The 25,302-nt window shown below is 48.4% G+C and carries 21 protein-coding genes and 1 pseudogene; 12 read left to right on the top strand and 10 right to left on the bottom strand.

The window, feature by feature from the left end; all coding sequences use genetic code 11:
• Positions 1 to 17 precede the first annotated feature (17 nt).
• Positions 18 to 848, top strand: a complete 831-nt coding sequence (locus H8B09_RS16515) for a PPK2 family polyphosphate kinase (protein WP_191204659.1) — start codon at positions 18 to 20, stop codon at positions 846 to 848.
• Positions 849 to 997: 149 nt separating this feature from the next.
• Here H8B09_RS16515 and H8B09_RS16520 read toward each other — a convergent pair whose 3' ends face one another.
• Complete coding sequence (locus H8B09_RS16520) at positions 998 to 3,478, bottom strand: sigma-70 family RNA polymerase sigma factor (RefSeq protein ID WP_191204660.1); 2,481 nt, start codon at positions 3,476 to 3,478, stop codon at positions 998 to 1,000.
• A gap of 162 nt (positions 3,479 to 3,640) precedes the next feature.
• On the opposite strand from H8B09_RS16520, the gene H8B09_RS16525 reads away from it, so the two are divergent.
• The 3 genes from H8B09_RS16525 (at position 3,641) to H8B09_RS16535 (ending at position 6,150) form a co-directional block, all read left to right on the top strand.
• Positions 3,641 to 4,567: a VOC family protein gene (locus tag H8B09_RS16525; RefSeq protein WP_191204661.1), complete on the top strand. Its 927-nt coding sequence runs from the start codon at positions 3,641 to 3,643 to the stop codon at positions 4,565 to 4,567.
• 211 nt (positions 4,568 to 4,778) lie between these two features.
• Positions 4,779 to 5,336 (top strand): RNA polymerase sigma factor, encoded by a 558-nt coding sequence (locus tag H8B09_RS16530; RefSeq protein ID WP_191204662.1) that lies wholly within the window; start codon positions 4,779 to 4,781, stop codon positions 5,334 to 5,336.
• The gene (locus H8B09_RS16535; protein WP_191204663.1) at positions 5,314 to 6,150 is read left to right on the top strand and encodes a hypothetical protein; all 837 of its coding nucleotides are present in this window, start codon (positions 5,314 to 5,316) and stop codon (positions 6,148 to 6,150) included. Before H8B09_RS16530 ends, H8B09_RS16535 begins: the two co-directional genes overlap by 23 nt.
• Positions 6,151 to 6,295: 145 nt before the next feature.
• Here H8B09_RS16535 and H8B09_RS16540 read toward each other — a convergent pair whose 3' ends face one another.
• The gene (locus H8B09_RS16540; protein WP_191204664.1) at positions 6,296 to 7,228 is read right to left on the bottom strand and encodes a DMT family transporter; all 933 of its coding nucleotides are present in this window, start codon (positions 7,226 to 7,228) and stop codon (positions 6,296 to 6,298) included.
• Positions 7,229 to 7,415: 187 nt separating this feature from the next.
• On the opposite strand from H8B09_RS16540, the gene H8B09_RS16545 reads away from it, so the two are divergent.
• Positions 7,416 to 8,762 (top strand): aminotransferase-like domain-containing protein, encoded by a 1,347-nt coding sequence (locus H8B09_RS16545; RefSeq protein ID WP_191204665.1) that lies wholly within the window; start codon positions 7,416 to 7,418, stop codon positions 8,760 to 8,762.
• 101 nt (positions 8,763 to 8,863) lie between these two features.
• Here the strand turns inward: H8B09_RS16545 and H8B09_RS16550 are convergent, their stop codons facing one another.
• From H8B09_RS16550 to H8B09_RS31390, 5 genes and pseudogenes are all read right to left on the bottom strand, one after another.
• Positions 8,864 to 9,643: a DUF1295 domain-containing protein gene (locus tag H8B09_RS16550; RefSeq protein ID WP_191204666.1), complete on the bottom strand. Its 780-nt coding sequence runs from the start codon at positions 9,641 to 9,643 to the stop codon at positions 8,864 to 8,866.
• The gene (locus H8B09_RS16555) at positions 9,644 to 11,455 is read right to left on the bottom strand and encodes a DegV family protein (RefSeq protein ID WP_191204667.1); all 1,812 of its coding nucleotides are present in this window, start codon (positions 11,453 to 11,455) and stop codon (positions 9,644 to 9,646) included.
• Complete coding sequence (locus H8B09_RS16560; RefSeq protein WP_191204668.1) at positions 11,400 to 12,455, bottom strand: EAL domain-containing protein; 1,056 nt, start codon at positions 12,453 to 12,455, stop codon at positions 11,400 to 11,402. Before H8B09_RS16560 ends, H8B09_RS16555 begins: the two co-directional genes overlap by 56 nt.
• Before the next feature lie 33 nt (positions 12,456 to 12,488).
• Positions 12,489 to 12,983, bottom strand: a complete 495-nt coding sequence (locus H8B09_RS31385) for a methyl-accepting chemotaxis protein (RefSeq protein ID WP_441343350.1) — start codon at positions 12,981 to 12,983, stop codon at positions 12,489 to 12,491.
• A gap of 33 nt (positions 12,984 to 13,016) precedes the next feature.
• Positions 13,017 to 13,481, bottom strand: a pseudogene (locus H8B09_RS31390) (PAS domain-containing protein); the annotation flags it as partial.
• A gap of 106 nt (positions 13,482 to 13,587) precedes the next feature.
• Here H8B09_RS31390 and H8B09_RS16570 point away from each other — a divergent pair.
• On the top strand, positions 13,588 to 14,466 hold the full coding sequence (locus H8B09_RS16570) for a MerR family transcriptional regulator (protein WP_191204669.1): 879 nt from the start codon (positions 13,588 to 13,590) through the stop codon (positions 14,464 to 14,466).
• A 134-nt stretch (positions 14,467 to 14,600) separates the two neighbouring features.
• Here the strand turns inward: H8B09_RS16570 and H8B09_RS16575 are convergent, their stop codons facing one another.
• The gene (locus H8B09_RS16575; protein ID WP_191204670.1) at positions 14,601 to 15,155 is read right to left on the bottom strand and encodes an Hcp family type VI secretion system effector; all 555 of its coding nucleotides are present in this window, start codon (positions 15,153 to 15,155) and stop codon (positions 14,601 to 14,603) included.
• Positions 15,156 to 15,327: 172 nt separating this feature from the next.
• On the opposite strand from H8B09_RS16575, the gene H8B09_RS16580 reads away from it, so the two are divergent.
• The 4 genes from H8B09_RS16580 (at position 15,328) to H8B09_RS16595 (ending at position 21,348) form a co-directional block, all read left to right on the top strand.
• On the top strand, positions 15,328 to 16,170 hold the full coding sequence (locus tag H8B09_RS16580; protein ID WP_191204671.1) for an Hcp family type VI secretion system effector: 843 nt from the start codon (positions 15,328 to 15,330) through the stop codon (positions 16,168 to 16,170).
• Between the two features lie 23 nt (positions 16,171 to 16,193).
• Complete coding sequence (locus H8B09_RS16585; protein ID WP_191204672.1) at positions 16,194 to 16,355, top strand: hypothetical protein; 162 nt, start codon at positions 16,194 to 16,196, stop codon at positions 16,353 to 16,355.
• 288 nt (positions 16,356 to 16,643) lie between these two features.
• Positions 16,644 to 17,693 (top strand): two-component system sensor histidine kinase NtrB, encoded by a 1,050-nt coding sequence (locus tag H8B09_RS16590; protein ID WP_224753689.1) that lies wholly within the window; start codon positions 16,644 to 16,646, stop codon positions 17,691 to 17,693.
• Positions 17,694 to 17,874: 181 nt separating this feature from the next.
• Entirely contained in the window at positions 17,875 to 21,348 is a 3,474-nt protein-coding gene (locus tag H8B09_RS16595; RefSeq protein ID WP_191204674.1) for a stalk domain-containing protein, read from the top strand.
• Between the two features lie 103 nt (positions 21,349 to 21,451).
• Here the strand turns inward: H8B09_RS16595 and H8B09_RS16600 are convergent, their stop codons facing one another.
• On the bottom strand, positions 21,452 to 22,552 hold the full coding sequence (locus H8B09_RS16600; RefSeq protein ID WP_191204675.1) for a hypothetical protein: 1,101 nt from the start codon (positions 22,550 to 22,552) through the stop codon (positions 21,452 to 21,454).
• Between the two features lie 748 nt (positions 22,553 to 23,300).
• On the opposite strand from H8B09_RS16600, the gene H8B09_RS16605 reads away from it, so the two are divergent.
• Entirely contained in the window at positions 23,301 to 23,555 is a 255-nt protein-coding gene (locus H8B09_RS16605) for a DUF3977 family protein (protein WP_191205142.1), read from the top strand.
• A 165-nt stretch (positions 23,556 to 23,720) separates the two neighbouring features.
• On the opposite strand, the gene H8B09_RS16610 is transcribed toward H8B09_RS16605, so the two are convergent.
• The gene (locus tag H8B09_RS16610) at positions 23,721 to 24,593 is read right to left on the bottom strand and encodes an SDR family NAD(P)-dependent oxidoreductase (protein ID WP_191204676.1); all 873 of its coding nucleotides are present in this window, start codon (positions 24,591 to 24,593) and stop codon (positions 23,721 to 23,723) included.
• A 174-nt stretch (positions 24,594 to 24,767) separates the two neighbouring features.
• On the opposite strand from H8B09_RS16610, the gene H8B09_RS16615 reads away from it, so the two are divergent.
• Complete coding sequence (locus H8B09_RS16615; RefSeq protein WP_191204677.1) at positions 24,768 to 25,235, top strand: MerR family transcriptional regulator; 468 nt, start codon at positions 24,768 to 24,770, stop codon at positions 25,233 to 25,235.
• Positions 25,236 to 25,302: the final 67 nt, after the last annotated feature.

Genomic DNA, 25,302 nt, shown 5'->3' on the forward strand with positions numbered 1-25,302 from the left:
TTGAGGAGGAGTTCCCAATGTTGAAAAACTATCGGTTGATCAAATCAGACAAGCACGTTCTGAGTCGCTTCGACCCGAACGAGACGGGCGGCTTTGCGAGCAAGGAAGATATTCAAGACGAGTTTGAACAGATGGAACGGAAGCTTCGCAAACTGCAGGACAAGTTGTTTGCCTCGAAGACGAATGGCGTGCTCATTTTGTTCCAGGGGATGGATTGCAGCGGTAAGGACGGGGTCATTAAGAAAGTACTGTCCAATCTGAATCCACAAGGCTTTCGAGCGGAAAGCTTCAAGAAGCCGACTCCTGAAGAGTCTGCCCATGACTTCTTGTGGAGAACGCATAAGGTTGTCCCGGCCAAAGGGTATATTACCGCGTTTAACCGATCCTACTATGAGGATGTGCTGATTACCCGAGTTCATGGCACGATTCAGGACGAGGAAGCAGCAACTCGGATGAAGAATATTCGGCATTTCGAGAAACTGCTTACGAACAGCGGCGTGTTGCTAATCAAAATTTTCTTACATATTTCGCCCGAATTTCAGCTCGAGAAAATTCGTGAACGTCTGACGGATCCGGAGAAGTACTGGAAGTTCGATCCGAGTGATCTGGCTGAGCGGCGTTACTGGGACTCATACGTTGATGCCTATGAAGATGCCTTTCGTCACACGGCAACCAAACACTCCCCGTGGCACATCGTCCCGGCTAATGAGCGATGGTTCCGCGACTACTTGGTGCTCCGTATTATTTTAAATGCAATGGAGAGTCTGGACCTTAATTATCCGGAACCGGACATCGACACACGGAAACTTCTGGAGCAGTTTCAGTCCGACAACTCGCTGCCTCAATGAATCATGTTTAGCATGCTATGAAACGATTCCTATTCCAATAGAGAAGGGCACCGATTCGGGTGCCCTTCGATTTCGTTCTATAGTTGATACGCTGAACTGTAGATAGTTGATACAAAGGATGTTTCATTGTTTGAACACAAAAAACAAATTTATCGCTCTACCCGAATCGTAATCAGATAGCCATCCGGGTCGGCAACGATCATGCCCTCCGTACCGTCGTCCAGTTCCCCAGGATAACGGACAAAGGTCATGCCAGTCTCGCGGAGCTCCCGGTAGGCTTGATCGAACTGGTCAGTCAAGAGCTGGATACGGGATTGGGCTTCTTTGCGATGGAATTTACTCTCGAATTGCATCACCTCACCCACAGCAGACGCTCCGAAAGCTTGCGTATAGGTTTGCAGCGCCGCCCATTTATCCTTGACGTGCAGGCAAGTGCGATGCAGTTGCGGCTTGATGGGATGATAAGGATTAAGGCCAGCTGCACTGCTCATCTTGAAAGATGAACTGCATACGAACAGCTGATGCCCATCCTTATCGGCGACAATGAAGAAATCCATCTGCACTCCACCTTCATCGAGCGCGTATACGACCTCCCAATTCTGCCTCTTCAATTCAGCGAAGGTAAGACGAATGTCAGGCACAGCAATCGCTAGAACAGGGCGCCAATCAATATGGACAAGGCTGAGCCTTCTGTCCATAAGCACAATACTTCGCCCGTCCTGAAGCGGAAATACGCCGACTGGACTGTCGACCATCTCCGGATGCAGCGGCATTCCGAGCAGCCGACTATAAAATTGCAGCGATGCTTTCAAATCGCTGCACAGGACAAGCACCGCAAGCAATGTCGGCCGCTCGGGGACGAGCTGCTTCGGCTTCGCCCTGTACCCGCCGAATGAATAAAACGGACTGCTCGGAATATGTACGATGGGCTGCTGCTCTTGCATAATAATACTGCTCCTCAACAAAGCCACAGCGTTAATTTCAGCCTCTTTAATCTTCCTCAATAATTCAACTGCCGCGGCAGCAGTGCTAGGCTCATAAGGATCTCCTCCGTTCGGGAAAGGGAACACCTCACCTAGCTGCTTGTACAGGACAGCGATTTGTTGATAATGCTGCCCAGCTCCCTGGAAAGTTTCAAACCACCTCTCATACCCAGCGAATCGTTCGTCGGACTGCCAAACGGCCGACAACTCCAGCCAGAAGTCCGCTGCTTGCTTCCTTAGCCAGCCGTAAACGAACAAAGAAGAGGCATTGCCAAGCGGATCAATCGCTCCTGTTCGAAATGCCTCCATCCAGGCGTCGTAAGCGGCGATACCGTTTATGCAAGGCAGGAATGTAGGATCCAGGCCGTCCGCATGCCGAATGATGCGTTCAACAAGTCGTTTGACTGCAAGCACCGGTTCATGCGTCTCAAGCTCAGTATCGATGACATAGGCGTATAGCTGTCGTGTTACCCTTAACTCGAATGTGGGGTCAAGCTTCGTCCCGACGGTGTAAAGGAAGCTGTAAGGAATTTCAGCCGTATTCATGGAATCCACCGCGAACAATTGCTGCGCCTGATCATCATAGCCATAGATGAGCGAGAATTCATGTTGAATGCCGTTGCTCAGCAGAGCGGGTATGCCGCGATCCACCGATTGCCGGATCATGTTTAGCGCAAACATAAACTTTTCCGTCTTATGTTTGCTTGCGGGCGCATGTTTAAAATGCTGGTAATCTGTATATCTGGAATGGAAGCCCATATTCAGTAAACCGTTTGTAATATGCGTGTCCCAATCGAAAAATTCAAGCCCTCCGGGACCGATCCTCGGTGCAAGATTAAGAAGGAACGCATAACCGCTAAAACCGATGACATGCGCTATTGAAAACGGTTTGCCACCACTCCTGAGCGCGTAATAGAGGCTTACCGGAAAAGACAGCTCAGGGTGAATGAGCGGACCATCCCCAAAACTCGGTTTCGGCAACATCGCTTTCTTGTAGCCGGTCTGATCCAAATAAGCCCGGATTTGCGTGCGAATATCAACTTCTATTTTTTGCTCGTGCAGCTTCTTGCGAATGCGGGAAATCGTCTTATGCACGTTGTTGACGTTCGTATCGAATGCGACTGCTATCTCATCCGGCGTCAGCTGCTCGTAGAAAAACTTTTCGAAAATTTGTTTCTCTTTCGGTCCGAGCACGCGAATGAAATCAGACATCGTATCTGCCAGTTGAAGATCGAACGCATGGCCAGGCACAGCGGAGTGGAGGGAGGAAGAAGCCCGTTTCGAGTAATGGAAGAGTACTGTGTCGAGATGGCTCCAGTCGATATCTTCTTCATGGCCTGTACGTTGCAGGCTCGTAAAAGGCTGCTCCTTGCCGTAAGGGCCGCCACGCCGCAATTTCATCATCGCCTGATTGCGCACGATTTTTTGCAGCCAGGGCAAGAACTTTGTCATATCGGAAATCGTGCCTAGTTTCAGGAACGCATTAATGAGTGCTTCTTGAACGACATCCTCGGCTAGATGGGGATCGCTGACGATCCGGTTCGCCCATGAGAACGCTTTGTCGCGCTGTCTGGCCAACAATTCATTGAAAGCTTCTTTATCGCCCTGTCGGGCTCGCTCAGTCAACTCCAGTTCTGTCCGTTCCATGAATGATCCGCCTATAATCGTATTTGTAATATGGCCAAGTATACAGTTCGTTTTAATCCCAGAATAATCCTTTAAAAAATTATTTTTCGTACATGTCAGGATCAGTAGGCACCTCGGCATCTTATAGAGTGAACCCATATTTGTAGTAGAGGAGCTGTTATTTTGACTTCCAACGAAACGATTAAAAGAGGCGAATTTGGACTAACGTTCCCAGTACGTCTAGTATCCGATGTAAGAAAGTCTCAGGAATGGTATCGCAATGTGCTGCAATGCCACGACATTAGCGGTTATGGACATGCAACGCGTGGAGACGGGGGAGGCATGGGACTCATTGTCATTACTGCCGCATCATCGGAAGATATTCACCCGAATGCAGTCGCACAGAAGCATACGGATGAACCAGCGGAAGCGGCAAGTCAGGAATATGGCTGGGATTCCTTGGTTGAGGTCGCGTGGGATAACCTCACTTATATCATCGAGGAAGTACGCAAAAGAGGTGGTAAAATTACAGTAGAGCCTTATGAATATGCGCACGGAGGTAGGCTCTATAAGAAAGCGCATATTGCCGATTATGATGGATACAACATCGTATTGAGCGCTAACCGGTTGCAGACGGAGGAACCGACCTCGCACCAACCGGAAGATAAGTTCATTAAGACGGTTCAAGTACGCCTTGTTTCCGATTTGAAGAAGTCACTGGACTGGTACAAGCACGTGCTGGGATGCGACGAGGTGACTGACTCCGGGTACGCAAGGCGGGGAGATCTGGAGGCGCCGTATCCTGTAATGGAAGTAATTTTACAGCAGGCTGTATCACCGCAAGATGTACATCCCAATGCCATGTCTGCTAAAGTTAGAGACGTTGAGGGTTTATGGGAAGGCCCTGATTACCCGTGGGATACTTTCATTCATGTTTCTTGGGAGGATGTTTCGCTTATCGTAGAAGAGGTACGGGCTAAAGGCGGTACGATCGGAATGGAACCGACGGAAAGCTATAATGAGGGATGGGTCTTTCTCGATGCGCTTATTACCGACCCGGACGGGTACAGCATTATTCTTGGAGGCATGAGAAGGAGCGAGGAAGCTTAAAGAGATGGACAACATGAAAGCGTCAATGCTTGATGATGCACACAATGTTCATTATCTATTTAAATAGGCGATATTCCCCAACTTAATTACACTCAAAGCCATCCCTCAAAGGATGGCTTTAAATATTGCCATATGGTGATTTTCATGTCACACGCAGCCAGGTTCGTTAGTTATATAGGCGTAACTAGCATCGGAAGGGGGGGACTGCAGCATGAATATCGGGGAAATTATAAGCCGGGTCAAACAAGGAGATTGTAATGCTTTCGAGCCAATCATTCACGCGTATCAACAGAAATTGTTTACGTATTGCTACTATTTGTTAGGAAATCGGCAGGAGGCGGAGGATGCAGTACAGGAAGTCTTGATTAAAGCCTATCAGAACTTGCATTTGTATCAGATCGATCAATCTTTCCTGGCCTGGCTCTACAAAATTGCGGGGAATCATTGCTTCACGCTATTAAATCGTCAGAAGAAGTGGAACTCGTTGCTTCCCAAGTTTTGGCGCCAATCTCATGAACCAAGTGCAGAGGAAGCGGTATCGAAGCGAGTGGACAATAATTTCGATGACCTATTGAGAGGTTTAACTGCTGAAGAGAGACAAATTATCATTTTGCACACCATTGTAGGATATACGCTCGATGAGATTGCCGAAAATCTTGAAATAAAGGCGGGGACAGTCCGTAAACGATTCGAACGGATCCGTAAGAAGCTTAGATCAACATCTACTGACTGGGAGGGCACCAATTATGAGAAAACCGTCCGAGTTTAAAGGATTAAGAGAAGAATTGGACGGCATGATATTGCCGACGATTGATGTTAGCGGTGCAGTCATGGAACGGATTCGGGCCATGTCCAATGGGAGCGAGGCAACTGACAACACACAGCGTTACATAAAGCGTCGGCCCAAGGCAGTGTGGGTCATGGCGACTGCCTTATTCTTTGTGTTCTCGGCAGCAGTCTCTGCTTCCGTTCTCCCGCTGAACTGGAATGGTGAAAGGATCACAATTGAAGATGACGGGGGCAAGAACGCAATAATTGACGCCTTCAAGGAGCTTATATTCGGGCAAGAGCCAACTTACAAAGAAACGATTGAAGATGTATTGAACAATCATACAAATGCCAAGGAAGTCATGGACTTGGACGGGGCGATAAAACAGTTTCCTTTTACAATCCTAAGACCGGCTCCTCTCGAAGCCCAGCTAATTCGTTCAAACGGAGTTCTGATGAATTCGATTCTTCAGGAAAATGGTGAAGATGCCCGTATTATCGGTTATATCCCCGTCTTCTACGATATTTATGATCTAGCTAACAATCGCTGGGCGATTGTGTCCCAAAAGCTAGACCAAGAGGCCACTGACCTAATTGCGGGTAGAGTGACCAGTGGTTCTTCGACCTATATTGGCAAGTGGGAGCAAGTGCAGATTAATGATCAACTGATGGCGATGTACAAAGAGTATTCAAGGGAGAACACGTTATTGATGAAATATAAAAATGAGCGGTCTCAGGTTATCGAGCTGAAAGTTACGGGAACCGGCGAGAGGGATGAATTAATCAAGCTGGCAAAGGCTTATACAGGTTTATGAGTTCAGCTTGAATCCAGATCTTACGCTTATTAAACAAATTAGGGCCATCCCGCAAAGGATGGCCCTGCTTGCCGTTACAGATAGCACGAGGAACACTATTCGGTCGAACGGTCTAACAGTTTGGGCAAGCACACGATTAACCTCTTCATTTGCTTACCGCAATTTTTAATGCCTCCCTGCGCCCCAAACGATTCGTCCCAATAACCCCTGCGATTATCAGTGCAGAGCCGATCAGATGATATACCGTCACTTCTTCACCGAGGAACATTGCTCCCGCTGCCATGGATACGATCGTAGAGAGATTAGCGAACACGCTCATCCTCGACGCTTCCATCTTGGACAGGATGTAGATGGACATCAACGCCGTACCCAGCGACGATATTACGCCCAAGTAGAGGATGGATGAGATAAAGGTGCCGCTGGCAAGAGGCGCAAAAAATGAATGGAGCGTGCCGTCGATGGCATGCTGGGTGAATGTAATGACCAGAAAAACGACGAATCCAATTCCCAATATCAAATAAGCAATTTCGGCCGGGCTGAATTGCTTCAATAGCGGGCGGGCCAGAACGGTATAGCCGGCAAAAGCAACACATGTCAGCAATAACAAGGTGATTCCCGTCAGATTCGATAGATCGATGCTGCTGCCTTTCATTACGAAGATAAACACGACGCCGAATACCGACAGAAGAATGGATAGTTTCTGTAAGACGGTAGTCCTTTCTTTCAGGTACATAGAGGCGAGGATCATCGTAACGACAGGGGTGAATGCGTACAGTATGCCTCCCTCCGCCGAGGTGGCATGCTTCAGACCAAATGCTTGTAGAGTGAAGAAACCAAGCGGATACGTGATGGCCAGCAACAACACTTTATACACAGGTTTACCGCGGTATGCGAGCTTGACCCAGCCGAACGCCACCGGGATGGACATGGCCAAGAACGAAGCGGCGAAACGGAAGGTCAACGTGTCGAGCGGATTGGCGTAATCGAGTGCAATTTTGGCAAATAAAAAGGATATTCCAAGGATGACCGCATTAACCACGGCGAAGACATAGGCAAGCTTTGAATTAGATGAAATCATGATTGCTTCGACCCCCTAACTACGGCAATGTGTTCGCGAACATTGCGTCCGTTGATTTGAGGATAGGGCAACCGCATCAATCGAACAACGGCATTTTATAATGACTGTATCGGTACAGTTAGTTGGAGTGTCATATTAAGAGCGGGAAAATAAATGTTATGATAAATACAGGCGGGAGGGGGATCATGTGAAGAAATACTTCTCAATACTATCGGATATGGAGCGCAAGATTCGGGAGGGGACGTACCTTCCTGGTCAGAAGCTGCCTTCCGTTCGCAGTGCCGCAGCCTCCTACGAGTGCAGCATCAGCACAATCATTCGGGCATACTTGGAGCTGGAAAAGCGCCACGCCATCTATTCGGTTCCGCAAAGCGGATTCTTTGTTGTTGAGAAGCCGGGAGATTGGCGCGACAATAGGGAAGACACAATGATCAATTTCGCTACGGTAATGCCCGATTTGGACGCCTTCCCCTATCTTGATTTTCAGCATTGTTTGAATAAAGCAATCGATATCTATAAGTACGACCTATTTACCTATGGCGATCCGCATGGGTTGGAGTCCTTCCGCCACACGCTTGTGTCCCACTTAGCCGGTGACCAAGTGTTTGCTAAAGCCAAGCAGATAATCGTCACTTCTGGTGCGCAGCAGGCACTGCAAATTCTGGCCAAAATGCCGTTCCCGAACGGTAAAACAGCGATTCTAGTGGAGCAACCGAGTTACGACATTTATTTGCGGTTCCTGGAGACGGAACGCATACCGGTCTATGGCATTGCGCGTACGGCGGCAGGAATTGATCTGAATGAATTGGAGCAGTGGTTCAGAAGCGGCGACATCAAGTTCTTCTACACGATGTCAAGGTACCATAACCCGCTTGGCACCTCATATCGTGCGGCAGAGAGGAAAGCAATTGCAAGGTTAGCCGGCAAGTACGACGTATATGTCGTAGAGGACGATTATATGGCCGACTTGGGCACGGAGCGGCAATTCGACCCGATCTATGCTTACGATGTAAGTTCGTACGTCATCTATGTAAAGAGCTTCTCCAAGATCATCTTCCCAGGCTTAAGGGTAGGGGCCGTTGTGTTGCCGCAGCGCCTGCTGGATACCTTCCATGCCTACAAAATATATCCCGATACATCGCTTCTGTCTCAGGCGGCGCTTGAGGTGTATATCAAGAACGGAATGTACGAACGACACAAGCACGCAATAAGCAGCCTATATGCGTCGCGTATGCGAGTGTTGAATGAGTCGGTCGAACGATACAATGAAGCGGGGTTGCTTGAAGTGCCTCGAATAGGCTCAGGCATCTATACGCAGTTCAAAATGAAATCGACGGTCAATATGGAGCAACTTATCAAGCGGCTCGCCAAGAGGAATATCAACGTCGTGTCTGGAAAAGCATTTTACTCTTCGGATTATTTGAAGCGGGAGAAGTTTCTACGGATAAGCATCTCCCAGACGCAACCGGAGCAGATTGATGCGGGAATTAAGGCGATCGTTGAAGAAGTAAGACAGGCACACAGGTGGTTATAGTGAAATTCAACAGGTTCTTCAACAAGTAAGGCCGGGATTTCCGCTATGGGTTCCCGGCCTTACTTGTTATTGCCTATATTGCGTTGTTAGCCTTGATGTCCCTAACGGCGTTCGATCTCAGGAAACCATGGAATGAATCTATTGGTTTCTTTTTTGTATTGTTGGTAAGCCGGATTATGTGCATAACGCCGATCCAGGAAAGGCACTCCAGAAACTTTGACTAACAAAAGGTTGATCAACAGGGAGCTGATTAATGCACCCCAGCCTCCAGGAATAGGGAGAATAATGATCGAGATTCCCCACCACATAACGGCTTCGCCAAAGTAATTAGGGTGACGGGTATAGCGCCATAAACCGGTGGTCAGCACTTCTTCATTATTCCGGCGGTTCTTCTTAAAGCGCCGCAGCTGCCAATCGCCGATGGATTGGAACATGAATCCGACAATCCATACAATCAGTCCCAAATAAGCGGCTAGATCAAGGGATGGGTTCTTTCCGGCATTAACGCAAATGATAGGGTAGGAGAGCAGCAGCATGATAAGTCCCTGCAGCATGAAAACGCGGAAAAAGGCGATAAGCGCCGCGCGTCTACCCCATTGTCTGCGAAAGTCGGCATAGCGGTAATCTTCTCCTCTACCTAGCGAACGAATGAATAGATAGACCGCTAAGCGAATACCCCATATACACACCAAGGCTGTGACAAGCAATCTTGTACCATCCATTCCTTCTTGGTAACCGAATGTCGTTAATGCGATAATAACAAACCCTAAGCCCCAGCCGATATCTACAATCGAGTTATCTCTCTTGAATTGCGCCGCTATGTATAATATGACCATAAAGATAAAAACGGCGGCTCCACTGATCCCATACAAGGCCAGCATCTACGCATTCCTCCTCGTATTATCGTTGCTGAGCATCATGGCTACGCTCACTGCTCCCTTTCCTGCATGCAGCCCGATGACGGGCGATACGCTCGTGATGTATTGAGGTCTTCGCCCGGTTATCCTCATCATTTCTTCAGAGCAATATTCGCTGTCGGCCTCGGCCCCAGCATGAAGGATTACATAGCTCTGGATTGGATTGCGGCGATGGATGCGAGCCACCATTCGCAGCATTTTGCTAAGATTGGATCGTCGATAAAAGGTTTTGCCATACAGGATCGATTGACCTGCGTGGTTGACCGACACAATGGGCTTCATATCGAGCCAACTTGCGATTTTTCCTTGAAGCGGGCTTACCCTTCCCCCTCTAATCATGTGCTTCAACGTGGGGACGCTCACTAGAATTTCTGATCGAGGTATAGATGATTTCAGCAATTCAAGCACCTGATCAATCGGCTTTCCTGCTTTAACTGCCTCTGCGGCGCGATGAACAATCAACCCATAAGCGCCAGACAACGTTCGTGAATCGATTACATGTATTCTGGTTGAATCAACCCGTTCGGCCGCTTGTCGGCATGTATCGTAAGTGCCGCTAAGCGGCTTGGAAAGATGAATGGAAATAATGTGCTGATAATGAGTCAATAGCCGTTCGTAGAGCAGAACGATGGTTTCTTGTGCGGGCTGCGATGTCGTTGGCAGTTCTTCAGTCCGCTCAAGCTTGTCGTAAAAGGTACCCAATTGAAGCGTTACTTTATCTAGGTAGGTTGAGCGTTCGAACTGCAGGTGCAGAGGAACCCTATGAATTTGATAGTCGTCCAGCCAGCTCTCGGGAATATCACACGCGGAGTCAATTACAAGGGCAATGGATGATTGGCGGTTGTAGATCATGTCTTGCTGCCGCTTCATGTCTTCAACCTTCTGATAGACGATCCAGCCGTGATCCTGAATCGCTTCGGCAACCCGTTCGGGAACGTCGGTATGAATATGAATTTTACCCTGGTTACCGTCGCCTACGGCTACAATCGAGTTTCCCATAGCTGCTATACGATTCTTAATCTCTTTCAGATCAGTACGGATATCGAGCATAAACTCGACACAATAACGATATTCGAGATCAACAAGATTATGGGATGAGCTATCAGCGTCAGCAGAAGGCTGAACGGCAGGTTGCGTATCCTGGTCGACGTATTGATCGATTACCAACGTATCGTTACTTAATGAAGAGATAAAGCCCTGCAAGAAATGAACAAAGCCTTTGGCGCCGGCATCGACCACATTGTTTTTGCGCAGCACCTCCATCTGATGCTTCGTATTCTCAAGGGAAACGCATACCCCGGCGAACGAGCGGCGGAGCAGATCCGGAATGCTCTCTGTTAAGGGGACCGCGGCTCTAAGAACCTCAACCCAGTCGTTCATGACGGACAGCACGGTTCCTTCCCTCGGATCCTGCACCGAACGTCTTGATGCGTCCGCGGATTGCGCACACATTTCGATAAATTGCGGGCGTTGCAGTTCCAAGCGAGCCGACATATAACTGCACATTGATATAATGAACTGCGAGAAAATCATGCCGGAGTTTCCGCGGGAGCCTCTTAGGCAAGCCCGTCTGACTTTATCAAGCACCTCGGCGGAAGCGTCGCTCGGTTTAGTCTCACGCAGAATCATCCGCATTAAGTGCGCCAAATTGCTTCCCGTATCCCCATCGGGGACAGGGAAGACATTGATGGCGTTCAGCTCTTGTTCTCTTGCGATTATTTCATTGGCTCCGGCCAGTATCATACGATGCAACGTAAGATGATTCAGCATGTGCATGTCTACCCTCCTGTTGAGAATTCGGAATTAGGCTCGGCTTCCCGAATAGATAACCTTGGAATAGCTCATATCCCTGTTGTTTGAGCCATTCAAAGTCTTCTCTTGATTCAATGCCTTCAGCAAGCGGTACCGATCCGATTCGCAAGGCTGTCTGAAGGAAAAGCTCCGCGGTTCGCTGCTTCGGCTCATCTCCGGCTACCCCTTGAACATACTTTCGATCAAGCTTCATATAATGGGGTTTCAATTCTGCCAGCACTTCCACCGTGCTGAAGCCCTCGCCAACATCGTCAAGCGCATAATGAAACCCCTTATTTTTATAAAACGTCAAAATATGCTTCAAGTGCTCCAGGTCCTCCGTCTTTTCTGTTTCGACAACCTCGAAAACAAACAAAGAAGGGTCGATATTTAATCTCGCGGCTAATTCGACCGTCGATTTGAGGCAGAATTCGGGTGAATAAATCGACGTCGGAATAAAGTTAATAAACGTCTTCGTTCGAAGCGGGACTGCCGCTTGGACGGCCTGCAATCTGCACAGGCGGTCAAGCGCATACAGCCGGCCCCGTGCCCTGGCTGCGGTAAAGACCTCATTCGGATAGAGCAGGGAACCATTATCGTCAACAAATCTGGCGAGCGCTTCATAGGCATGGACACGCTCCTGCGCATCGACTATTATCTGGAAGTGAATCGCAACGCGTTGCTCCGCGATTAATTTGTCAACCCACTTCGTTTCAAGTACAGCGGCAAGCTCGTGCATCGGTTTCCATGGCCCTTCCGGAAGTCGAAACCAGATCCCCTCGATATCCATATGATGGCTGCAAAAGTCTGCTAGCTCCCGCGCGCCGATCTCGTCAATTGTTACCGTTTCATCCTCCGTTTGCTGCAGCAATGCGTTTCTGAACCGCACATGTCCAGTCGCTTCGCGCAACAAATTCCGGTTAAATGCACCTTCGGCCTTAATTTCAATTAAAAGCTCATTTAATCTGCAACCTCGACAGCTCATCGATTCTCCCCCTGATCTGGACGGCTTTGATGCTTATTTCAGAATCAGCTTGATTTCATTCGCCTTCCGGTCGAGCCGATGGGCGGCTTCCTCGATTCCTTGGAATTCCCCTAAGGCGTGCTGAAGCCGTCTCTGGCTTTCGGCGGCAACGAGCCGGGAGCTTTGGGTGCTTATCCCGACCTCCCGGATGCGTGCCTCGATTGCTCCCACGTATTCGCTTGCCTCTCTGGTTGCTTGTTCGACTTGAGCGGCCAGCTTACGAACCTCTTGCGCCACTACCGCGAACCCGCGTCCATGCTCCTTTGCGTGGGCAGCCTCTATTGCAGCGTTAAGGGCAAGAAGATTTGTCTGAGCGGCAACTTCTTTGATCGATTGTACGATTCCGCGAATGGAAGCGGACTGTCTTTCCAGTTGAAGAAGAACAGCCGTATTATTCTCGGAGCCTGCTACGACGTTGTCAACGGCTTCCTCGACTTCTCTGCTGCTCGCCATACCTTCCTGCGTGCGTTCGAGCAGCTCCGTGGACATCTGCAAAAGGTCTTCCGTCAAATGGGCAGCCGCTTGTTCTCTTTCATCGATATCCGTTGCTATCTTCAATATTCCGGAAGGTTTGTTCTGCTCATCGAGAATCGGCATATAAGTCGCTTCAAGCCAGATGAGTCGACCGTTTTTTCGAACCCTTTGTATCTTGTTTTGGAACGTCTTTCCCTGACGCAGGCCTTCCCAGAACTCACGATATTGAGGACTGTTTCGAAACTCGGGCGTACAGAGCGAGGCATGGAGCATTCCTTTCATTTCCGAGCGTTGATACCCCATGGTCCGAGCGAACTTATCGTTGACATCATGCACGCATCCCGCCATATCAAACTCAATGATGGCCAAGGAGTCTGTGATGGCCGCCATCACAGCATTGAGCCGCTTAACGTCTTGCGAATCTGTCGAAGGGGTCGCATGTATAAGATTCATCTGAATGAGCTCCTCAATTATGTATAGACTTTCGGGTATAATTGTACAAAATCTATACATAATAAGCAAGAGATCTATAAAACGAGGCAGGATTGAAAAATTTTCGGTTGAAACCTCCTCATTTTGTATCGATTATGTATAATTGCATTGGGGAGGGAATTTATATATGTATAGCATGAAAAGGGCATCCGATCTGCTGGGCATACCTGTGGTGACGATTCGTGCTTGGGAGAACCGATACGGGGTCATTTCTCCAAGTCGAACAGTCGGGGGACACCGCCTATTAAGCGAAGTGGATCTGTCCAGGCTGCGCTTCCTTAAGGATCAAATTGAACAGAATGGTTTGAAAATTAGCGAAGCAGTGGAATTACTGCAGCAAAGCGAGTCCACCCCTCCGAAGCATTCCGCCGAACAAGAACCGACAGACCGGAAATTCGATGGTTTAGTCGATAAGCTATATATGGATTTAATCCGGTTCGATTCCACGCAAGCGGATCATACGATAGATCTGGCATTTGCCTTATACGATTTCGAGGAAACGTTCCGACATATTATCGTTCCTGTTCTATACCGGGTTGGTGCGGAGTGGGAGGCTGGAAACATCAGTGTGCCGCAGGAGCATTTCGCTTCGGAAACGATTATGAGGCGGTTGTCATCCTTGTTTCGAGTTTTCCCCGTCAATCCCAATTTGCCTGTAGTGGCGGCCTTTTGTCCGGAAGGGGAACGCCACCATCTCGGACTTATGTCGTTTAGCCTCTTCTTGCGCAAACGCGGAGTCAATGTGTTGTATTTGGGGCCGGATACCCCGCTGAAGGATTTGGACGGCATTATCGAAAGTCAGCATGTTTCATTCATTGCGGCTTCCGTTACGGATCGCCGTTATGTGGACAAGCTTATGGAGTGGATTAAGTCGGCCTCGCAGAATTATCCCCGATTGCGGTTTCTGCTTGGAGGAGCGGCTTTCAATCGAGTGGAATGGCGTGTCGTGCAAGATAACGTGCGTTATCTGTCCTCCGATCAATGGGAGGATTGGTATCATGCATAAGTGATGTCTCACTTCTGGTGACACAGGCATTGCCTGTATCGCTCATGGTAATGGCTAGAGCGGCATACTCCGAAATTTTGTCAAAGCAAAAGGCCGGGAATCCCGCTATGGGATCCCGGCCTAACGTTTATTGCCTATATTGCGGTGTTGGTCTTGATGTCCCAACCGCCGCTTTGGGTCGTTGACGGCTTGCCTTTCGCATCATAGCTCGTGTACGTCCACTTGATTTGACCGAATTGTAATGAAATCGTTTCGTCGGTGTCATTGAAGTCGTAACTAGAAACCAGTATGTCATTAAACTCGAAAGTTAGAAACGGCAGCCTCTCACCGCCGACTAACGTCCTGGTAAATACAATTTTGCCCTTCGGTATATGCTTCCCTTTGAGCGCTGCCAGCAGGATTGAAATAGAGGAGGCATCGAAAAGTTTATTGATCTCGAAGCTATCGAAATGAGATTTGCCAGCGCCGGAGCCGGCACCGAAGCCAGTGTAATCGCCGGAGAGTTGGAATGCAACAGAGGTGAGACCGATCCACTTCTCATAGTTCTTGTTTGTAACCTCGCCCGTAATGCCATCCAACTGCATGAATACGTCGTAACCTTTGTCAGTTGCGGAAGCGGAGGCGGGCACCACGCTAAGCGTTAAGGCGAACACTAAAGCGGCAAGAATGGATAAAAGCGATTTTCTCAAATGGATCAGCACTCCCTGTCTATTTGTTGATACGTTACGTATCATTTGAATCTAGTATACGCTATGCAAAAGCAGACAACAAGTAGCCATATACAAATGAATAGATACCGAATATACTTATTATATATTGATACAATATGTATCCAGCGGATGATAAGGAGAGTAGATGCACTTGAGAAGATTTGTTGTGTCCGTGTTTGCCGCCTGCCTGCTAGCCCTGACCTTTAGTGTAATTCCCGCTGCCGCGGCGGATCTCAATGGCCATCTATTTCTGCGATTAGACGGAATTGCCGGCGAGGCAAAGTCCAAACCATATGATAAGTGGATTGATCTTACGTCCATCGCGTATGAAATATCCGGAAACCAAACCACGTTTGATCCAAGCCATGCTGCCGGTAAAATCGGGTTTGATAGCTTTGTCATAAGTAAAGGTTTCGACTCGTCATCTATTCCAATCATGCTGAGCGGGCTTCAAGGGACCCACATCCCTAAGGGCAAGCTTGTATTCACTCGTCCATACAAGGGTCAGGATTACGCCTATCTAACGCTTGAATTTGATAGCATAACGGTAAGCAGCTATAGCTTCGAGGATACAGAGGAATCTATTGCGCTGCTTTTCAAAAAAATAAAATGGACTTACATACCCTTTGACTCAAAGGGTGCTCCTGCAACTCCGATTCAGGGCGGGTGGGATTTAACCAAGGGTACGGAAACCGAAACTGCGGCAGACGCAGTGGCGCCTGTGACGAAGAGCACCTTCACGCCAGTGGTTGCACCGCCCAAGAACAATGTAACGGCCCTCAAGGTCACGATTACCGCAACGGATGATAACTCTGGTGTGAATAGGACGGAGTATCGAATTAATGGCGGTGAATGGGTGATATATACCGCTGCCTTCACCGTTCAGGCGGCCACGTGCCATACGTTGGAATGGCGCAGCATCGACAACGCAGGCAATGTGGAGAAAACATGGTTTGCCGATTTCGATAAAGGAACTCCGCCCAAGCAAATCTAGTTACAAGGGGAGGCAGGTTGACCATGGGAAAAGAAATGATGGAATCGGAAGCAGTAAATGCGAATAAAAAGTTTTGGGTAATTCCAAAGCTTGAGGTATTGGAAATTAAGCATACGAACGCAGAAGAATGGGAATTCGTAGAATCGCCCGAAGGCTTCTGGAAGCGGCAGTTAGCGATAAGTTAAGGAAAGATAAAAAGCCGATGCCTATCGATGGCACGGCTTTTTCTTCAATTCGGCTTTAACGTCTCGTTTCTGAGTTCGCTAATAGGCCGAATTAAAAAGGAGGAAAAAACACGGATTTTGTCGAAATATATGCTTAACAGTAAAGACATAACAAACTTATAGGAGACTGCTATGTTTTCTCGATTGATGTATCATGTTGTTTTACCTTTATACATAGGGTTTGTGGTTGTCGCTTCCTTCTCTATGGGCAAACAACTTAATAGTTTCCTACTTATCGCATTAGGAATCATGTTCACAGTCAGCATTATAGGGGAGAAGGCTTTCTCAAACTGGCCGATGCGGATAACGATTGCTCAGGTTGTTCTATTGCTGTGCTTTCATGAAGTCAGCCAGTTGAACTGGTGTTTTACGATTTACATCATTCTACTGACGAAGGTACTATACCAACACGTTCGAGGGACCATCAAAGCAGTGCTTCTCGGCTTCGGACTTATTTCTCTATATACGATTATTCGTGCCTCTTATACTTCTTTTAGTACCTATAGCTTGCTCGCCTCTACTTCGGATTTTCTAACTTCACTTGCGGTAGTACTGATTATCCAGTACATCGTTGAGATGGAGCGTCAGAAGAACGCGCTGAAGGAAGCAATGAAAAGGGAAGAGATGATGTTCGAGCATGAGAAAATGCGGGTGGTGGGGGAACTGGCGGCAGGCCTTGCGCATGAAATCAGAAATCCGCTTGCATCTCTTCGAGGGTTCCTGCAGCATTCGAAGCAGCGTCAGCACAACATTGAGCCTTGGTATGATCTCATGATGGATGAAATCAGCCGTATGAACAAGCTGACCGTGGAATTCCTGCAGTTTTCTAAGCCAGATCCCTCTTCATACCGCATACACTCTCTGCATGAATGCTTGCAAAAGGTTGTGTATCTGACGGGACCGAAGGTGAGCGATCTGGGACTGCGACTCGTGTACGTTGATAATAAGTCGGATATGAAGGTTCGGATCGATATGAGCAAGATGGTGCAAGTATTCGTAAACATCTTGAATAACGCGCTTGAATCGATGGCTGGGATCGGTAGCGGTACCGTTACGCTGAGGCTATCACAAGAAGGCCCCAGAGTAGTTGTTGAAGTGCAAGACACGGGAGAGGGAATACGGGCACAGGACATGAAGCAAATCTTTAACCCGTTTTTTACGACGAAAGTGGAGGGAACGGGCCTGGGACTTCCGATTTGTAAGAAAATCGTTCAGGACCACGGCGGAGAGATCGAGGTTTCCAGCAGTCCGGGGCTAGGGACAACCTTCTCCGTCTCGCTTCCGGCTGTAAGCGACTAGGGTACTACACAGTAAAATGATTCTGGTCATAGATAGAATGACAACGCTCAAATCGTTCTTTTCACGGCGGCGTACTACTTTCGTATGACTACAAACTCCTATCATACTCTCTACAATGTTTAGTGGAGCTGAATGATAGGAGTTTTTGTTATGCGCTAAGACAATCAGAAAGGAGATTAATATGAAGATAGTAATTAGTCGTTTGTTGATCGCTGTTATGATTTTCACGCTATTTGGAGGCACCGGCGCAGAGGCTGCTGGAATTCAAGGCGAGTCGTCCCTTGGTGGCAGCCGTGAAGCATTGTCAAAAGTAAAAGCATTCGCAGGAAACGGCAGCTTTGACGATTGGGATGGACCGGCGTCAGAGGCGTCTTTTCGTATGCCGCAAGGACTCACAGTCTTGAAAGATGGTTCTGTTCTTGTAGCAGACACCCGCAATCATCTCATCCGTCAAGTTAAGAACGGAGAGGTTTCTACTTATGCGGGCTTCATGCTTGACGCTGAAGACAACGTAGATCCTGAGGGGGCTTGGCACGATGGCGCTAAGGAAGCCGCAGCATTCAACGGTCCTACGGGCATGGATTCCGATCTGGAAGGCAATATATACATAGCAGATACCGAGAATCATCGGATACGCAAAATAGCGAAAGACGGAATGGTATCAACGGTTGCCGGAGATGGCATTATTGGAGATGAAGACGGCACAGGTGCGGGAGCCAGATTCCACAATCCTCAGGATGTGGCTGTTGCTGCTGACGGAACCTTGTATGTCGCGGATACGTTGAATCACTTGATTCGGCGGATAACGCCGGATGGACAGGTCACTACGCTTAACGCTCCATCTAACCGCGTTGTTGAGGTTGAAGCCGGCTACGTCGTTCCTGCAGGGGATTATGCAGACGGAGAGTTGTCGACATCGAAGTTTAACGAGCCAACCAGCATTGCAATCGACAACAAGGGTAACTTATATGTCAGTGATACAGGCAATCAAGTGATTCGATATATTGACTTAGCCTGGGGTACGGTTACAACGGTGGCGGGCTTGTCCCCAGGAGATAAGCCCGTGTATGCGAATGGCGAACTGTATGCCGAGGGTGGTTACGCGGATGGGGTTAGTTCGGAGGCACGCTTTCTGTTTCCTAAAGGGATCGCCGTAACAGCGGAGAATGGACTGGTTATTGCGGACAGTTTGAACCACACGATTCGGTATCTTCTAGATGGACATGTGAGCACAATTGCCGGCGTACCTGCGCAGCTTGGTCATGTAGATGGCATTAACGGCCACAATCTGCTCCACAATCCGACCGATGTAGCGATTCTGCCTGATGGCGACGTGCTGATTGCGGACAGTTATAACAATAAAATCGGTGAGCTTGACTATTACCAGCTTCCCATCAATCTGCCCCACAATGATCAGGTGAAAGTCGTGGTCGATGATTCGGTTATCAACTTTGACGCGCAACCGGAGATCGTGAAGGGACGCACGATGGTGCCTGTGCGGGCCTTAAGCGAAAAGATGGGTTATAAGGTTGGATTTGACGATAACCAGGATAACATTGAGTTAACGAAGGGCAAGGTAAGCATCAGGCTGCAAATTGGGAATCAGGTGGTTTCGATCAAGAATGCCGCAGCGGGTGTGGAAGAGCAGCGAGTGATTGATGCAGCGCCTTATACGAAGAATGGCCGTACCTATGTTCCGGTCAGGTTCTTTAGTGAGGCATTCGGAACAGATGTACAATGGGATCCGAACACGAGAACAGTTATTTTGCGGGAAATCACGGAAGCCGTTGATAAGCTGCCTGTAGCAGATGGCAAGTCGCGTACGGTGGTTCTTGAACAGATTAAAGGAACAGTCTGGATCACTCCGGCGGGCGGTTCATTGACTTATCGGGCCTATAACGGTATGGCTCTTCATCAAGGCGATCATATTCGCACAGAGAAGAATACGAGCACGATATTAAGAACGGTCGATCGCGGAGATGAAGTTACGATTAGCGACAGCTCCGAGCTGTACATCTCAAGTTTAAGTGAAACATCCGTTACCAAGCACACGGGCTTCATGTTATGGAGCGGGCTGGTTTCGGCCAATGTGTCCCCGCTGGTAAATGCCAAGGATACCTTCAATATCTTGACGCCGACGGCTGTGAGCCATGTTCGCGGCACGAACTTCATGGTCGGCGTTGATCCGGCGACGGGGATATCGACTCTATTTGTAAACAGCGGATTGGTTCAGGCAAGCGGCAGCGGATCCAGTCAGAATCCAGCCTTCGTATATCCTGCGCAGCAGCTGAACTTTTCACCAGAAACCGATCCGAATGCGGCAAACTTGCCTACTATGGTTGATCTGTCCGATCTCGTTAAGCAAGCTTCGCCTGCTGTCATTGAGGCCCTGCTAGCAGCTAAACAGAAGATAGATCAGGAAAATGCGGAGATGCTGGAGCGAATGAGGAATGAAGAATCCGGCTCTATCCTTGGCGGAAATCCAAGTGCCTTGTCTCCAGAAGACCTGGATCGATACCAGAACAATTTGAATAATCTGCTTGCTAATATTCTGAAGCAGGCTCGTGATCAGAATGTAATAGAACCGAGTAGATTGCAGGCACTTATCGATGAGGCTAATAAGCAATTGGGCACAAAGATCGATCTGAATAATGTCCCGCCGCTTCAATTGTCGGATGAGGAGAAGCAGCAGCAGGACAAACAGAAGCAGTTGGAGGAAGAGCTAAAGAGACGGTTAGAGGAGCAAAATAAGCAGCGTGAACTGGCGGCACAAAGTCAATCCTTGATCGATAAGTTGAAAGCGGAAAGAGAACGGCTCGAGCTGGAGAACAAGAAGAAGCAGGAAGAATTGGCCAAGCGGGCGGAAGAGTTGTATAAGCAATCCCTTGCGAATGCCGCTAGGCAACAATTCGAGGAGCAGCAAAAAGCGCTGGAGCTGAAGAGGCAGCAGCAGGAGCAAGAACAGAAGCCGCAGGTGCCATCACCGATACCATCGCCGGCGCCAGAACCAAAACCAGAACCAAAACCAGAACCAAAACCAGAACCAGAACCAAAACCAGAGCCAAAACCAGAACCAAAACCAGAGCCAACACCAAGCAATGCTGCTCCTGAGGTAGTTAAGCCATTATCGGATCAAATGGTAAACGCTGATGGTCGGATTGAAATCGATATGAGCGGGGTTTTCCGTGATGCAGATGGCGATGCTTTAACGCTCACAGCCCTTTCGAGTGATTCGGCAGTTGCAGAGGTAGCCGTGGATGGAACTTATCTACGCATTACGCCAACGGGTAACGGTTCTTCGGAGATTCGTATTACGGCCAACGATGGTCGGGGCGGATCGACGGATACCTCTTTCCGTCTCGGGTTGTATCGGCAGATACAAGAGCTGAGGGCCGAGGTCATGTCCGATTTCATTGAGCTCTATTGGAATGAGTATGAGATGGAGGGGATCAACTATCTCGTCTATATGAATGATGAGTTAGTCGAATCCACTTCAACCAATCATGTTTCGCTTACGGGTCTAAAGCCGGATACGGTTTATGATCTGCGTGTAATCGCAGTTAATTCTGATGAGGCGATTGAGGCGTTCGCCGACTATTCGGTAACGACACGACCTCTTGATTCGCAGCCTATAGAGGAGATTCCGTCAGATTGACGAAGAGGCTAACCATATATGTGATGTGCTAGCATCGTGCTAGCGGTTTAAAGGGCACCCCATAAGGTGCCCTTTCATTTTATCCGACAGGACTCAACTTTCATTAAATAACGGAGCCCGCCAATTCATTCAATTCGGACTGCAATTGCTGTTGGAGTTCTTCTACGATCGAGAAATCAGTTGCGGCAACATAGAAGGCCTTAATTTGAGAATCGATGGCTTCGGCTTCCGCCAGATAAGAGGTGGCCGCTTTCATCTTGGCCGAATAGCGTCCTCTGATATCGGCTATTTCAGCTGCATAGGCTTCATCTGTCCCGGCAGGTATGGTGAGCGTATACATATCCAGAATTTCATCCCCGTCCCGATCAGGGAAGTATTCATGCGGGGCCGTGCTATCGAAGATAGCTGTTCGGAGTTCCGGGAATATCAACATATCCAGGCTGTTCGGATCAAAGCCGCAATGGAATACTTCCACTTCGATTCCTTTCTGTTCGGCAGCGGCGGCAAGCTTCTTCAGCATTGTCGACTTGCCGGACCCCGGCCTTCCTTTGATGAAGATCCGTCGGTCCAACTGAGCAGTCAGGCTTTGGATAAAATCGAATGCGCCCTTCGGCGTCGCGGCCCCGAAGAATAAGTGACGCCCAGCGGTCGGGTTCACCCTTTCATGGCCAGTGAATAATTGTTCAATCAGATCCTGCTTGATCTGGTCGGCCTTCGTGAAGTCCATGCTTTCGATATAATATCGTTCCCATTCATCGTGAATCCGCAATGCCGTTAAGAACGTTTCATAGGTTTGCGAATAAGCATTAGCAAGCTTACCTCTAAGATCTTCAATCGTCTTGGAATGTTCCGGTACGACAAGACTGTAATTAAGCGCTTTCCCGAAATGGATATATTCGATTTCATCGGCCTCGTTCTCGGAAATCCCATCATAGACTCGACCATCGATAATACCGACCTTCGATTCCGTTAGAATAATACCGTCCAGTTCGTCGGGACGGAGAGGCGAATGAAAGCATTGCACATGCCGTCCTTTAGCCAGTTGGCTATCCGCCAAGTTGCGAATGACTGTAGACTTACCCGTACCCTGGGGGCCGGTAAGCACGAATATTTTGTTCAGCCCATCGAAGGCCGACTTATGCAAGAAATGAGCTCCGTGCGCGGTATTGCCGCGAACAAAGTAGTGGGACGATTTTTCCGCCAATCTGAAACACTCCTTTGTGCCTATTCCGATCCAGCAAGCTTACAGGGATCTCGATCAGAATAAGCATGTATGGGATAAATGCCTATATATCTGTATATTCCGTATCTTAAAAAGTGGTGTTTGCATTCTCGCATTGTTGTTCATAAATCGCAGGAGTCTTTTCCAAAACCATTAGCGCTTGAACTTTAACTATTCATTCCGCAACCTTGTTGGCTCGCCATTTCAATATCCGTCAATCTATGGCATAGTGTTGGAAACCCATAGGCATTCCACTCTTCGAGTGGGGTGCCTTCTTCTATATCTGAAGATGGAAGAAGGCCGATCGTTGACGGTACAGCTGGAAGATCTACAGCGGGACCCGGTAACCGGCGAGCTTATACATGTCGACTTTCAGCTCGTTCAGACAGACGCATGAAGTAAAGGTCATCTCTCGGGATAACGAGCTTCTCATAACCGTGTCCAAGCCTTAATGATATGGGAGCCGCTCCATCAGTGGAGTGAGCCAGGTTTAAGAAAAGGGGGGCTTTTCCGTACATAGGAAAAGTTACTTTAATCTAAGTTCTCTGAAAGAGGAGCTGTATATTCGAACACTTCGGCTACTGCGCACGGCTATATTCTCCATCGTTGGCGTCCAGCTGGCGCTTGCCGTTAGGCGGTTCACTAAACCTCTAATTGTTACCAATTAATAACTGAATTATAATTTAAGATACTGAATGGGATCGGCATCGGAATAGGAGAGTGACACTTTCTGAAATATATCGAAGTGGGTTTCGGAAACACATGGGTAGTCAGAACGGAAACGGAGTTCGATGATGGAACGGAGATCGAGCAGAAGGGCATCATTAAGCCAATCGTTTTTCATTCATTTTATTTAAGAATATGGATTGGGAAGACGGTTTTCATCTGGAATTCCAAAGACGGGTTTAAGAAAATGTCTAAACCCCGGCGCACGTTCAAGCTAATTGTGGGGCTGGCAAGCTATCTACCGAAAACCGAGGCATGATGTTGGCATGTAATGCTGAACGAATGATAAGGAAGGGCCATCCTAAGGGTGGCCCTTAAAAAAACCTGGAGTCAAGCACGCGTATTTGCAAGACTTCGACGGTTGTACCACTGTATTAAGCACGATGCGCACTTTGAATAAAATCTCATGCATTACAGAAGGGGCTCACGGAGCGGTTCTGCTCGTGAAATCCGCACAAAACTCGTGTTCGTAAATCGCATTAATCCTATCCAAAATGCTCCGCGCTTGATCTTTATATTTTAATTCCGCAGCCTGACCTTTCAATAAAAACACGCCGGTTTCATTCCGGTGCTGCCCGAGGGCGCCTTCATACAGCCTGCTAGCGCCATGGGTTGGCGGAGAGAAGAATAATTTCATCAACAGGGCAACTACTAGAGGCAATCCGGATTTCTTCCCTTTCCTTAGCGTGTTGTTGCCGCCCGGGTCAACGCTGCGAATCTTGATATCATCCTTGGCAAGCTGCGGCGCGATGGCATGGGTCCATAACGAGAGCGCTAACTTGGAGGCAGCATAAGGACCAATCAGCTTGCGGAAGGTTGTGGGGCGCTCCAGGCTTTCGATAGTAAACTCTTTCGTAAATTTTAGGGCTGAAGATGAAGTGTTGATTACCGTTTTAAAACGGCCGTTCTGTATGAGCCCCTTCAATTCCATCAGAATGATATACGGAACGACAGTCATCAGCTCATAGTGATACTCGCGTCCCTGCTTCGAATAATGGAGCTCGGAGAAGGACCTTCCGGCGTTATTGAACAAAATATCAATCCGCCGCTCCTTGCTTTTGATTGCTTCCAAAGCCCGTCTCAATGCGGCATAGTCGGCAAGATCATCCACTTTATAAATGCGAAGCCATCCCCGCTGAACGGCTTCTTGGATCTCCTTATCGTCCGACGGAAAGTCGGAACGGTTCAATGCAACCACTTGCCAGTTGTCCGACAGCAATTTGCGGGTTAATGCCAACCCGATTCCTGCGCTTGCACCCGTAATTACGGCGATATTGTCACGTTGTCCTTTATTCATTTCAAGTTCCCTCCTAATAATGGATTTCACTCCTGATAAAGCTCACTCTATAACTTGAAGTCGACTCCAAGTCAAGACTGAGATTCCAGGTTTTGTCCAGAAGAAAAGGGACTTGACTTGGAGCCAGCACCAAGATGTATAATGCACAAAAAATGGGTTCCGGGAGGGGACAGGATGATGGAAGAGCGGACGTTCTCGATCAAACAAACCGCCACGCAAACTGGCATTACTGAAGATACGATTCGTTATTATGAGAAGATCGCGCTGCTCCCCCGCGCTGAAAGAAAGGATAACGGACATCGCATCTATCGGCAGGAAGACATCGATACGATCCAACTGATATCTTGTCTGAAGAAGACGGGGATGCCGCTGGATGAAATGCGACCTTTTCTGTCAGTATCCACTGATGCTGATCCCGCGGAGTATCCCGAACTGGTGGGGCTCTTAAAGAGCCATCGGGAGAATATCGTCAGCCAAATCGCTTCTCTTCAGCAGGTGGTCGATTTCATCGACATGAAGTTGGAGAAAGGAAAGTACCGGCGGGACTGCTCGGACGAAACGCGGGACGACGCGTCCGACCACAAGGTCTCAACGGTTCAGATGAATTATTTTCCCTTATCAACTGGAAAATCCGGAGTATAATTAGGTAAGTATTGATCTTAACAAAATAGCACTTAAAGTTAGGGCCATCCCGTAAAGGATGGTCTTC

Origin of the sequence: Paenibacillus terricola (genome assembly GCF_014779765.1) — a bacterium.
GTDB lineage: Bacteria > Bacillota > Bacilli > Paenibacillales > Paenibacillaceae > Paenibacillus_T > Paenibacillus_T terricola.